Below are 11719 nucleotides of genomic sequence, written 5' to 3'. Positions count from 1 at the left end.
TGATCCATTGAGAGGAGGTTGTCATGAGCCAGAATTTCCATCGATTTTCCGAGCTGTTTGCCCAACTGGGCTTGCCGAATAGAGAATCGGATATTCGTGGATTCATCATCATTCATTCCCCTTTGCCTCACGCGGTCGCATTGCATGACGCACCTTTCTGGACACCATCACAATCCGCTTTTCTGCGTGAAGAGTGGTTGAAGGATGCCGACTGGGCCGAAATTATCGACCAATTGAACAGCGCATTGCGGTCCGCTTGAGATTTGGCTGATCAGGCGTAATCCTAGCGCGGATTCTTTTTTGATGTGTTGTCGTGATCTGACACTATTCTGGGCTTGTGTGGCGCGTTCTTTGTCGCTCTGTCCCACAGCCATCGCGGGATAACGCGCAATATGCGAGCTACCCAAGCCATTTGCCAAGGGATGACGACAAAGCGTTTGCGCTTGGCAATAGCATGGACAAATTTTGCTGCAGCAATATCAACATCCATGAGAAAAGGCATGCGGTAGCCGTTGACGTCGGTCATGGGAGTGCGGATATAGCCGGGGGCAATCGTGGTAACGGCAATGCCATCATGCTGCATTTCCGTGCGCAGGCTTTCGAGATAGGTGATGGCGGCGGATTTGGAGGCGCTGTAAGCGCCCGCGCCAGGCAGGCCGCGTATGCCTGCGACGCTGGCGATACCGACTAGCTGTCCTGGCGTGCGCGATTGCCGCATGGCATGAATGAAGGGCTGGAAGGTATGCACCATACCAAATACATTGATCTCAAACACGCTGTGAAAAGCAGTGATATCCTCTGCTTCTGCTGTTAATGTGCCGCGACTGACCCCGGCGTTGGCGATGACGATATCCGGAATACCAGCAGCGGAGATAAATTGTTCAGCACAGCGACGCATGGCTTCTGCATCGCGTACATCGACTTGATATGCCAGACAACGACCAGCAGGAAATTCCGCTGCCAGCGCTTGTAACGGCGCCAATCGGCGTGCGGTAGTGCCGACGATGGCTCCCTTTTTCAGATAATGTCGTGCCAAGGCCAGCCCGATACCACTGGATGCGCCGGTAATAAAAACCCGCTGGCTGGCAGCGGGTTTGATATTTAAGAACATATCAGCGATGGCCGGATTTACTTGGCGCCACCGCTTTTTTCCTTGCGGACGTTTTCAATGATGTAATCCGCTGTCTGCAATACCGCCTGGTTGCCGCCTGCCATAGAGCTGGAAGTCAGGTAGCGGCCATCGATGATGAGCGCAGGCACGCCGGTGGCACCCGAATCACGGAAAGTATTCATGGCACGTACCATGTTGTTATTGTTGGAGAAGGAGTTGAATGCTTCTTCTACTTTCTTGCGGTCCTGACCGCCTTTTTTCGTGATCCAGTCGATCAGTTGCGCTTCCACAGTCGGGTTAACGCTGCGCTCCTTGTGGATGGCGTCAAACAATTGCGCATGTAGTTTGTCTGTCAGGCCCAATGCTTCCAGTGCATAGAATGCCTTACCCGCAGGCGCCCAATTGGGGTTGGGCACGCCTGGCACGCGTTTGAAATACACATCTTGCGGCAGTTTTTTCACCCAAGTGGTCAGTAAGGGATCCAGCGTGTGGCAGTGGCCGCAGCCATACCAGAAGATTTCCATGACTTCGATCTTGGCCGGATTGTCGGTCTTGATGGTTTTGGCGGTCTGGAGGAATTCATTGCCAAGCTGGGGCGCAGCCATGGCGGTTGCGGAGGCCAACAGCAGCAAGGCGGCAAACAGTTTCTTCATGGTGGTTGTGTCCTTTGTTAAGTTGAATGGTTAACGTGCTGTATCGCTGGCAGGATGACACCGCGTTACGGCGTTGTGGAGTTGACTTTGATCAGGTCTGCCTTGAATCCGTTCTGTGCCAGGTCGGCTTTTGCGCTGTTGATCTGGCTCAGTTCGGTGAACGGGCCGACGCGCACGCGGTGCCAAACACCCTTATCAGGAATGGTGGCGGTCTGCACGATGGCTTCCATGCCCAGCAAGGCGAGGCTGGCTTTCATGTTGTCGGCTTCTTGCTCAGTCTGAAACGCGCCAACCTGCAGAAAATAGCTTTCTTGGCTTTGCGCCGGTGCCGGGTCGGCCTCTTTCTGCTGGACCTCCTGTTCCGTTACCTGGCTTTCTGTCCCTGGCAGAATGGTATAGAAGTCGAAACGCGGGCGCTCGCTGCTGGGTTCAGTGGCGGCATTGTTGGGTTTGGGTTCTGCCTTGGGCAGCACAATTTCGCCAGGCTCCAGCTCTTTGGGCTTGCCTGCCTTGTCGGAGAAGGGGCTGTCGCTCTTCATGACGACGATGGCGACGGCGACGGAAATGCCGACGCCCAGCAGCAGGCCAACCAGCAGGCCGGTAAAAAATGAACTGCCTTTGTTACTGCTGCTGGCGCTGGATTTGCGCTGTGCAGGCTTGTAATCTCGACTCACGATAATTCCTTTTCCTCTTTCACATTCATGCCCCGCTGGTTTTGTAGAGAACTAGCTGAGGACTTGATTCAGGTTGCATGGTTCCCCGAGATATAGGTTTACATCTTTTCTGGCGCACTGACCCCGAGTAGAGTCAACCCGTTGCGCAAGACCTGGCGAGTCGCATGGATCAAGGCCATGCGTGCCCTGACCAGCTTGCTGTCCTCAACCAGGAATTTGTGTGCGTTGTAGTAGCTGTGCAGGTCGCCTGCCAAATCCTTGAGATAGGTCGCCACCATGTGCGGTGCCAGTTCCTGTGCGGCGTTGGCGACCAGTTCCGGGAACTCGTTTAGACGTTGCATCAGCACGGCTTCGTGCTCGGTATCCAATGGACTGAGGTCGGCCTGCGCCAGGCTGGCGATGTCGCCGCCCCATTCGTTCAATACGCTGCAGATGCGCGCATGGGCATACTGGATGTAATAGACCGGGTTGTCGTTGCTCTGGGCGCGGGCGAGGTCGATGTCGAACACCAGTTGCGAATCGGCGCGGCGCGCGGCCAGGAAGTAGCGCGTGGCATCGCAGCCGACTTCCTCGATCAGGTCGCGCAGCGTGACGTAGCTGCCGGCACGCTTGGAAATTTTCACCTCCTCGCCGCCGCGCATCACGGTGACCATCTGGTGCAGCACGTATTCCGGCCAGCCCTTGGGGATGCCGACATCAAGCGCCTGTAAGCCGGCGCGCACGCGGGTGATGGTGCTGTGATGGTCGGCGCCCTGCTCGTTGATCACGCGTTCGAAGCCGCGCTGCCATTTGTCGAGGTGGTAGGCCACGTCGGGGACGAAGTAAGTATAGCCGCCCTCGCGCTTGCGCATGACGCGATCCTTGTCGTCGCCGAAATCGGTGGTGCGCAGCCAGAGGGCGTCGTCCTGCTCGTAGGTGTGGCCGCTCTTGACGAGGTTGCCGACAGTGCTTTCCACCTTGCCGTCGCGATAGAGCGCGGATTCGAGCGAGAACACGTCGAAATTGATCTTGAACGCCTTGAGGTCGAGATCCTGCTCGTGGCGCAGGTAGGCCACTGCAAACTGGCGGATCGCCTCGGCGTCTTCGGCGTCGCCTTTGCCGGTAACGGCCTGGTCGTCGGCGGTGACGGTTTCCTTCGCCATGTAGGCGGCCGCGACATCGGCGATGTAGTCGCCGCGGTAGCCGTCTTCCGGCCAGGCGGCATCGTCAGGCGTGATGCCTTTGCAGCGCGATTGCACGGAGATGGTGAGATTGTCGATCTGCGCGCCGGCATCGTTGTAGTAGAACTCGCGTGTGACCGCCCAGCCGTTGGCGGCGAGCAGCCGCGCGAGACAGTCGCCCACCGCCGCGCCGCGGCCATGACCGACATGCAGCGGGCCGGTCGGGTTGGCAGAGACGAATTCCACCTGCACCTTGCGCGACTGACCGATATTGTTGTGGCCATATTGCGCGCCCAGGCGCTCAATTTCGCGTACCACTGCCTGCCTGGCCGTCGGACTGAGGTGGAAATTGATGAAACCGGCACCAGCGATTTCCACCTTGGCGACATATTCCGAGGCAGGCAGCGCCTTGATGAGGGATTCGGCAATCGCGCGCGGATTCTGGCGCAGCGGTTTAGCCAGCATCATGGCGAGGTTGGTGGAGAAATCTCCGTGCTGCGCGTTCTTGGGGCGCTCCAGCTGGATGGCGATCACGCCTGCATCGGCGTTCAGGCTGTTTGCGGCCGCCTGTAGTAATTCGGTAAGATGTGCTTTCAAGGCAGGGCTACGAAACGTGAATAAAAGCATTATTTTAACCTACTGCAAGCCCGCGCTGATATGCAATTGTCGAACTTCATCACGGACGCCGATCATCAACCAGCAGAAATCCCGGGAAAAAGCGCCAACGAGGCAACTGGCATGACGGAACAAGCGCATAGCCAGCCCTTGCATATCCTCAAGGTGGCATTGGATGTGCCGCTCGACGGCGTGTTCGATTACCGTGCCGATACTATGCTCCAGGCTGGTCAGCGCGTGCTCGTGCCTTTTGGCTCGCGCCAGCAGGTCGGGATTGTGGTGGCGACTGCCAGTGAAAGTGAGCTGGAGCCCAGCAAGCTCAAGGCCATCATCCGTCATTTCGACCAAGAGCCGGTGCTGGACGCCGAATTTTTCTCATTGCTGAAATTCTGCGCTGATTACTACCAGTACCCTTATGGGCAGGCACTGCTCTCCGCTCTGCCTGCACGATTGCGGCAGACGGAACCAGCGCAGGCCCGGCAGCAGTTCCGCTATCGGCTCAATGCTGCCGGGCTGGCGGCGGGTGTGGCTGACCTGCCGCCTCGACAGGTGGTGCAGCGGCGAATTTTTGCCACATTGCGCGAGCGTGGCAGGCTGGATGAGGCCGAGCTGGCTGAGCTCAGTCCCAGCTGGCGCAAAGGTATTGCCGCGCTGTGCGAAAAAGGCTGGCTGGAGGAGGAACAGGTTTATGCCGGACTACGCGCAAGCTTACAGGCTTCCAATGTGGAGCCGGAGCTGAATGCTGAGCAAGCACATGCCGTGCAGAGTATCCTGCTGCAGCGCGACACATTCCAGCCGTGGCTGTTGCATGGCATCACTGGCAGCGGCAAAACCGAGGTCTACATCCGCTTGTTGCAAGCAGTGCTTGAAGACAACGATGGCCAGGCGCTGGTGCTGGTGCCCGAGATCAACCTCACGCCACAGCTGGAAGCACGCTTTCGCAGCCGCTTGCCGCAATATCCGCTGGTCACGTTACACAGCAATCTTAGTGAAAGTGAGCGCTTGCAAAACTGGCGACTGGCGCAAAGCGGTGATGCACGCATCGTTATCGGTACGCGTCTGTCCGTATTCACGCCCATGCCTAAGCTCAAGTTCATGATCGTGGATGAGGAGCACGATACTTCCTATAAACAGCAGGATAGTATGCGCTACCATGCGCGCGACGTGGCGCTGGTGCGCGCGCAGCGTCGCAATATTCCTATCGTGCTTGGTTCAGCCACTCCGGCGCTGGAAACCTGGTACAACGCGCAGAGTGGGCGTTATGGCCTGCTGACCATGCAGCAGCGAGCGGTGAGCCAGTCTCAACTGCCGCAGGTGAATTGCGTGGATGTGAGCCGGGTGCAGATACAGGACGGATTGTCGCCGCCATTGCTCAAGGCACTAAGAAAGCGCCTGGAACGCGGTGAACAAAGCCTGTTGTTCATCAACCGGCGCGGCTATGCGCCGGTGCTGTTATGCAATGCCTGCCACTGGATCGCGCCTTGTATGCGTTGCAGCAGCCGGCTGGTGGTACACCTGCGCCAGGGGCGCCTGCGCTGCCACCATTGTGGGCATGAGCAGAAGATTGCGCGCCAATGTCCGAGCTGCGGCAATCCCGATCTGCACCCTACCGGACATGGCACGCAGCGGCTGGAAGAAACCTTGGTCAAATTGCTGCCGGATGCGCGCATATTGCGCGTCGATCGCGACAGTACGCGGCGCAAGCATGCGTTGAGCGAGATGCTGGCCGCCGTGCATGCGGGAGAGGTGGATATTCTGATTGGCACACAGATGCTGGCCAAAGGCCATGATTTTCCCAACCTGACGCTGGTTGGCGTGCTGGATACCGACAGTGCCTTGTTCAGCCCGGATTTCCGCGCCGCCGAGCGCCTGTTCGCCCAACTGATGCAAGTGGCCGGACGCGCCGGACGTGCGGATAAGCCCGGTGAGGTGCTGATACAGACAACCTTTCCCGAGCATCAGTTGTTCAACGCGCTACGCAGCCAGGATTACGCCGCTTATGCCCAGGCACTGATGCAGGAGCGCGAGGTCGCGCAGTTCCCGCCCTACGAGTTTCTGGCGCTTATCAAGGCTGAGGCGAATGATTACGCGCCGGTGCAGCAATTCCTGCAATTTGCCGCCGATACCGCGCGCGGGCTAGGCAGCGATGCATTGGTCTATGACCCGGTCAGACCACAGATGGAGCGTTTGAAAGGCATGGAGCGCGGGCAGTTATTGTTCCAGGCAGCGACCCGACAAGCTCTGCAGGTAGTCCTGAGACAGCTCACCCCGCAATTGCGCGCGCATCCGCTGGGTAACCGGATACGCTGGGCAGTAGATGTGGATCCACAGGAGTTCTAGCGCGTGATAGCCCACTTTCGCGCATCATTGCCTGCAATGAAACAAGGATCGCATATGGACAGGGCGTAAAAAATACCCGGATATAAATCCGGGTATTGTTGAGAACGTTTGCTGCTTTTGCGAGATTATTCGTCGTGTTGGGCAGCGGCATCGTGCGCCTTGCTGATGGCATCCTCAGCCGCTTCCTTGGCATCTTCTGCGGATTCCTTGATGGATTCAGCCGCTTGTTCGGCGTGCTCTTCTGCCTGTTGTACTGCTTGGGCAGCAGCGGCTTCAACATTTTCTTCTTCTTTATTGCTACAACCACCCAACATGAGGCTGGCAAGGAAAATGGCAAGGGCGGAAGTCGAGAGTAGTTGTTTCATGTGTAATCTCCTGTACAGGGGGGTTATTTAGGGATACGTAAGGTCTGGCCCGGATAGATTTTATCAGGGTGCGTCAGCATGGGCTTGTTGGCTTCAAAGATTTTCATGTAGGAGTTGGCATTGCCATAATGATCCTTGGCAATCTTGGAAAGTGTATCGCCGCGTACTACGGTGTAGAACACTGGCGCGGATTCAGCTGCTGTCACCTTGAGGTTGTCCACCACTTCGCTGACACCATGGATGTTGCCGCAGCACAGCAGAATCTTTTCCTTGATTTCCTGCGTGGCTGCGGTGCCGGCTACGGTGACCTTGCCGCTTGCCCCATCAAAATCCACTTGCAGGCCATCCGCATCTAACTCCATCTTGTGAATGTAATTAAGGATAGCTTTGCCTGCTTCGGCATTGGCAGAAGCGACTGGATTTTCGGTTTTGGCTTCAGCAGCGGCGGGATGAGTACCGAATAGCTTTTCGCCCGCATCCTTGATGAAAGAAATCAAACTCATTTGCTAATCTCCTTGTTGTGATGAAGCTGTGACAAACGAAATGTATCAGTCGTTTATCTTACAACGATATTGCCAGGGCTGGCGGCAGCGATTGTGATTTTTTTGTCAATTACCCCTGCCAGCGGTGTTGCGTTTGAAAACGCATCCGCATCAGGCGTGATACTGACGGCTGAGGTCGTGCACGGCCTGGATCATGGCGCCGGCATTTTCGGGCGGCGTGAATTGTGTGATGCCGTGGCCAAGGTTGAACACATGGCCGTTGCCAGCGCCGAAATCAGCCAGGATGCGCTCGACTTCCTTTTCCACTGCTGCTGGCGTGGATAGCAGGATAGCCGGATCCATATTGCCTTGCAGCGCCACTTTGCCGCCTACGCGTTTGCGTGCTTCGCCCAGGGAAACTGTCCAGTCCAGCCCCAGTGCATCCGCACCGGTTTCTGCTTGCGCTTCCAGCCACAATCCGCCGCCTTTGGTGAAGACGATGCTGGGCACGGCGCGGCCCTCGTTTTGCTTGGTCAGTCCGCTGACGATACGGCGCATATATTGCAGCGAGAATTCCTCATAGGCATGGTGCGACAATGCGCCGCCCCAGGAATCGAAAATCATCACGGCTTGCGCGCCTGCGGCGATTTGCGCATTGAGGTAGGCAATCACCGTTTGCGCGGTAATGTCGAGAATGTGGTGCAGCAGGTCGGGCCGGGCGTAGGCCATCTGCTTGATGGTGAGGAAGTCCGTGCCTCCTCTGCCTTCGACCATATAGGTGGCCAATGTCCACGGGCTGCCGGAAAAACCGATCAACGGCACCCGTCCATCCAGCGCGCGGCGTATCTGGCTGACGGCATCGGTGACATATTTCAGCGATACGCCTACATCGGGTGCGGTCAGCTTGCGGATATCTGCTTCCTCGCGCAGCGTGCGCTCAAACTTGGGGCCCTCGCCCTCCTCGAAATACAGCCCTAAACCCATCGCGTCGGGAATTGTCAGGATGTCCGAGAACAGGATGGCAGCATCCAGCGGATAACGGTCCAGCGGCTGCAGGGTGACTTCCGTGGCGAAATCCGGGCTTTGACATAGGCTCATGAAGCTGCCCGCATTCTTGCGGCTGGCGCGGTACTCGGGCAGGTAGCGCCCGGCCTGGCGCATCATCCAGACCGGAGTGTAAGGCGTGGGCTGGCGTTGCAGCGCGCGGAGGAAAATATCGTTTTTCAAGGCGGTCATGACGATTGTCCTGTCAGTAAATTCTTTAGTGTCTCAAGCCTGCAGGCTGGCAAATGCCTTGCGCGCGGCGGCGACGGTCTGGGCAATATCGTCCTGGCTGTGGGCGATTGAGACAAATCCGGCTTCAAAGGCGGATGGCGCGAGATACACACCCTCTTCCAGCATGGCATGGAAGAAGCGGTTGAAAGCCTGTTTGTTGGCCTGCATCACTTCGTCAAAGCTGCCGGGACAGTTGGCGCTGAAATATACGCCGAACATGCCGCCTACGCTTTGGGCGCTGAACATGATGCCAGCATCACGTGCGGCCTGGGTCAGGCCATCGGTAAGCTGGTGGGTTCTGGCGGCGAGCTCGTCATGGAAGCCGGGACGCTGCAATTGCTTCAATGTCGCCAGGCCTGCGGCAACGGCGACCGGGTTGCCGGACAGCGTGCCCGCCTGGTAGACCGGCCCCAGCGGCGCGAGAAAGGCCATGACATCGGCACGGCCGCCGAACGCGCCGACCGGCAGGCCGCCGCCGATGACTTTGCCCAGTGTGGTGAGGTCTGGTTTGGTGCCGAATAATTGCTGCGCGCCGCCAAGGGCGACGCGGAAGCCGGTCATGACTTCATCGAAAATCAGCAAAGCGCCGGATTGGGTACAGAGCGCACGCAAGGCCACGAGGAATTCAGGCGTGGGCTTCACGAGGTTCATATTGCCGGCTACCGGCTCCAGGATGACGCAGGCTATCTCATTACCGGCCTGCGTGAACAATTGCTCCAGCGCTGCAACATCGTTATAGGGCAAGGTCAGGGTGTGGGCTGCAAGTTCCGGCGGAACGCCAGCAGAGCTGGGCTGGCCGAAAGTGAGCGCTCCCGAACCTGCCTTGACCAGCAGGGAGTCGGCATGGCCGTGGTAGCAGCCCTCGAACTTGAGTATCTTGCTGCGGCTAGTGAAGCCGCGCGCCAGTCGGATGGCGCTCATGGTGGCTTCCGTCCCTGAGCTGACCAGCCGCACTTGCTCCATACTGGGGACGAGTTGCGTGATTAGTCGCGCCATTTCCAGCTCCAGCGAGGTCGGCGCGCCGAAAGACAGGCTGTTGGCGGCGGCGGCTTGCACGGCGGCAACCACATCGGGCTGCGCATGGCCGAGGATCATCGGGCCCCATGAGCCGACGTAGTCGATGTATTCCTTGCCATCCTCATCCCATAACCTGGAGCCCAGGCCGCGCTTGAAGAACACCGGCGTGCCGCCGACCGAACCAAACGCGCGGACGGGGGAATTGACGCCACCGGGAATCAGGGCTTGGGATTGCTCGAATAATTGCTGGTTTCTGCTCATGGCCTTGCTCTAGCTGAAAAGTTGGTTGAATTGTCTGACTCGCGCCGTGATGTCCGTGGTGTTCCACAAGGCGCCGATGACGGCAATGGCATCGGCGCCAGCTGCGATGATGTTGCTGGCGTTTTCAAGGGTAATGCCGCCTATGGCAACGATGGGCAGGTTGAGTTCATGCGCGGCGTTGAACAATGTGAGTTCTGCGCGTGGCGCGTCTGGCTTGGTGGTCGAGGGAAAGCAGGCGCCGAAGGCGATATAATCTGCACCCAGCCTTGCGGCCTGACGTGCCAGCACCAGGTTGTTGTAACAGGATGCGCCAATGATCTTTTCGCTGCCCAGTTGCTGACGGGCTGCGGCGATATCTCCGTCATCAATGCCCAGGTGTACGCCGTCGGCATCCAGTTGCAGGGCAAGCTGCACGTCATCGTTGATGATGAGTTGCGCTTGATAGCGATGGCACAGGGTCACTAGCGCACTGGCCTGTCTCATGGCTATCTCGCCGCTGACATGCTTGTTGCGATATTGCATCAGCTTGGCGCCGCCTGCCAGCGCTGATTCGCATTCCGTCAACAGTTTCCCGGTATCGGTTTCGTCCGGGGTGATGGCATACAGCCCGGCAATGGATGGAGCATTACTCCGCGTCATCAGCTTCTTCACGCGCCCAGAACAGGCGGTCGGGAATATATTGGCCCATGCCGGGGCGGAAAGCATTCTGCAAGGAGTGCCAGGTGTATTCCTGTGCCTCGGCAATGGCTTCTTCCACACCTAGGCCATGTGCCAGGCAGGCGGCAATTGCAGAGGTCAGGGTGCAGCCTGAGCCATGGTAGCTGCCGGGCAGGCGTTCGCATGGATAGGAACGCAGCAGTTTCTGCGAGCCGTACAGGTTGTTGACGACTTGCGGTGAGCGCTCGTGCGTGCCGGTGATCAGCACATATTCAGGACCCAGCGCCAGCAGGCGTTCGGCAATTTGATCCATGGAGGCGTTTTCGACTTCGTCGGTAAAGTCGCCAGTAAATGCCAGGCGCCGCGCTTCGAGAATATTCGGCGTGATCAGGGTCGCTTGCGGGAACAGCAGGTCTATCATGGCTTCCTGCATGGCTTCATTCGCCAGTTCATCGCCACGGCCTGAAGAGAGCACCGGGTCTATCAGCAGGGGCACGTCGGGATAATCGGCGACGATCTCGGCGATGACGGCAATGTTTTCCACGCTGCCCAGCATGCCCAGCTTGAAGGCGGAAACCTGCATATCTTCCAGGATGGTGCGCGCCTGGTCGTCGATCAGCTCGGCATCAAGGGGAACGACATTCTCTACGCCCACGGTATCCTGCACAGTGATGGCCGTGACTACTGACAAGGGGTGGCAGCCGATGCTTGCCAGCGCCAGCAGGTCTGCCTGCAAGCCAGCGCCGCTGCTGGGGTCGGTGGCGGCAAAAGTGAGCACGCAGGGAGGCATGAGATTGATTGTTTCCATGGCGGTCCTGTCAAGAGATAAACACGCCTGGGCCGGGCAAGATGCTGGCGGAACCAGGAGCGTAAAGAGGTCTATTTTAGCCTAATCATGCTTGAAAAGAGAGGCTTGCCTTGTCCACGGATGAAGTTGTAGCGGTTTCCGATACTTGATGCCGCTGGCAACAGCTGGCTACGCTGTGATGTGGACGCCTAATTAGGCCATATCCAGGAAATGGTTTTGCCTCATTCTGACAAAGGCTCTTAAAATAGGGTATTCGGATTTAGTGGTTGATTTTACTCTGCATTACAATGAGGCAAGCTAA

The 11719-nt window shown here is 57.8% G+C and carries 12 protein-coding genes; 2 read left to right on the top strand and 10 right to left on the bottom strand.

Annotation, left to right across the window (positions count from 1 at the left end; translation table 11 throughout):
- Positions 1–23: 23 nt before the first annotated feature.
- Positions 24–260: a DUF2789 domain-containing protein gene (locus V7Z75_RS07445; protein WP_334107989.1), complete on the top strand. Its 237-nt coding sequence runs from the start codon at positions 24–26 to the stop codon at positions 258–260.
- Positions 261–283: 23 nt separating this feature from the next.
- Here the strand turns inward: V7Z75_RS07445 and V7Z75_RS07440 are convergent, their stop codons facing one another.
- The 4 genes from V7Z75_RS07440 to argS form a co-directional block, all read right to left on the bottom strand.
- Positions 284–1111, bottom strand: coding sequence for an SDR family oxidoreductase (locus V7Z75_RS07440; protein WP_334107988.1), 828 nt, complete (start codon positions 1109–1111; stop codon positions 284–286).
- Positions 1112–1128: 17 nt separating this feature from the next.
- Positions 1129–1764, bottom strand: a complete 636-nt coding sequence (locus tag V7Z75_RS07435; RefSeq protein WP_334107987.1) for a thiol:disulfide interchange protein DsbA/DsbL — start codon at positions 1762–1764, stop codon at positions 1129–1131.
- 65 nt (positions 1765–1829) lie between these two features.
- Positions 1830–2438, bottom strand: a complete 609-nt coding sequence (locus tag V7Z75_RS07430; protein WP_334107986.1) for an SPOR domain-containing protein — start codon at positions 2436–2438, stop codon at positions 1830–1832.
- 98 nt (positions 2439–2536) lie between these two features.
- On the bottom strand, positions 2537–4195 hold the full coding sequence (argS, locus tag V7Z75_RS07425) for an arginine--tRNA ligase (protein WP_334108082.1): 1659 nt from the start codon (positions 4193–4195) through the stop codon (positions 2537–2539).
- Positions 4196–4336: 141 nt separating this feature from the next.
- On the opposite strand from argS, the gene V7Z75_RS07420 reads away from it, so the two are divergent.
- Positions 4337–6553, top strand: coding sequence for a primosomal protein N' (locus tag V7Z75_RS07420; protein ID WP_334108081.1), 2217 nt, complete (start codon positions 4337–4339; stop codon positions 6551–6553).
- A gap of 125 nt (positions 6554–6678) precedes the next feature.
- Here V7Z75_RS07420 and V7Z75_RS07415 read toward each other — a convergent pair whose 3' ends face one another.
- The 6 genes from V7Z75_RS07415 to thiD all read right to left on the bottom strand — a co-directional run bounded on the left by V7Z75_RS07415 (position 6679) and on the right by thiD (position 11418).
- Entirely contained in the window at positions 6679–6918 is a 240-nt protein-coding gene (locus V7Z75_RS07415; RefSeq protein WP_334107985.1) for a hypothetical protein, read from the bottom strand.
- A 23-nt stretch (positions 6919–6941) separates the two neighbouring features.
- Positions 6942–7421 carry a peptidoglycan-binding protein LysM gene (gene lysM / locus V7Z75_RS07410; protein ID WP_334107984.1) on the bottom strand — a complete coding sequence of 160 codons (480 nt, stop codon included), beginning with the start codon at positions 7419–7421 and terminating at the stop codon, positions 6942–6944.
- A gap of 150 nt (positions 7422–7571) precedes the next feature.
- Positions 7572–8636 carry a uroporphyrinogen decarboxylase gene (gene hemE, locus V7Z75_RS07405; protein WP_334107983.1) on the bottom strand — a complete coding sequence of 355 codons (1065 nt, stop codon included), beginning with the start codon at positions 8634–8636 and terminating at the stop codon, positions 7572–7574.
- Positions 8637–8669: 33 nt separating this feature from the next.
- Positions 8670–9953, bottom strand: a complete 1284-nt coding sequence (hemL, locus tag V7Z75_RS07400) for a glutamate-1-semialdehyde 2,1-aminomutase (RefSeq protein ID WP_334107982.1) — start codon at positions 9951–9953, stop codon at positions 8670–8672.
- Positions 9954–9962: 9 nt separating this feature from the next.
- A complete protein-coding gene (gene thiE / locus V7Z75_RS07395) occupies positions 9963–10592 on the bottom strand; it encodes a thiamine phosphate synthase (RefSeq protein ID WP_334107981.1) in 630 nt (209 codons plus the stop codon).
- Entirely contained in the window at positions 10579–11418 is an 840-nt protein-coding gene (thiD, locus tag V7Z75_RS07390) for a bifunctional hydroxymethylpyrimidine kinase/phosphomethylpyrimidine kinase (protein WP_442919897.1), read from the bottom strand. Before thiD ends, thiE begins: the two co-directional genes overlap by 14 nt.
- Between the last annotated feature and the right edge of the window lie 301 nt (positions 11419–11719).

The sequence above is a fragment of the Methylobacillus sp. genome (genome assembly GCF_036844465.1).
In the GTDB taxonomy this organism is placed as follows: domain Bacteria; phylum Pseudomonadota; class Gammaproteobacteria; order Burkholderiales; family Methylophilaceae; genus Methylobacillus.
The sequence above is the reverse complement of the archived record's forward strand: the minus strand, read 5'-3'. Positions and strand labels throughout refer to the sequence as shown.

Bases quoted from the DNA above. Each gene is read 5' to 3' on its own strand.
- V7Z75_RS07415 (WP_334107985.1), bottom strand. From the start codon at position 6,918: ATGAAACAACTACTCTCGACTTCCGCCCTTGCCATTTTCCTTGCCAGC.
- hemE (WP_334107983.1), bottom strand. From the start codon at position 8,636: ATGACCGCCTTGAAAAACGATATTTTCCTCCGCGCGCTGCAACGCCAG.
- V7Z75_RS07445 (WP_334107989.1), top strand. From the start codon at position 24: ATGAGCCAGAATTTCCATCGATTTTCCGAGCTGTTTGCCCAACTGGGC.
- V7Z75_RS07420 (WP_334108081.1), top strand. From the start codon at position 4,337: ATGACGGAACAAGCGCATAGCCAGCCCTTGCATATCCTCAAGGTGGCA.
- hemL (WP_334107982.1), bottom strand. From the start codon at position 9,953: ATGAGCAGAAACCAGCAATTATTCGAGCAATCCCAAGCCCTGATTCCC.
- lysM (WP_334107984.1), bottom strand. From the start codon at position 7,421: ATGAGTTTGATTTCTTTCATCAAGGATGCGGGCGAAAAGCTATTCGGT.
- thiD (WP_442919897.1), bottom strand. From the start codon at position 11,418: ATGGAAACAATCAATCTCATGCCTCCCTGCGTGCTCACTTTTGCCGCC.
- thiE (WP_334107981.1), bottom strand. From the start codon at position 10,592: ATGACGCGGAGTAATGCTCCATCCATTGCCGGGCTGTATGCCATCACC.
- V7Z75_RS07435 (WP_334107987.1), bottom strand. From the start codon at position 1,764: ATGAAGAAACTGTTTGCCGCCTTGCTGCTGTTGGCCTCCGCAACCGCC.
- V7Z75_RS07440 (WP_334107988.1), bottom strand. From the start codon at position 1,111: ATGTTCTTAAATATCAAACCCGCTGCCAGCCAGCGGGTTTTTATTACC.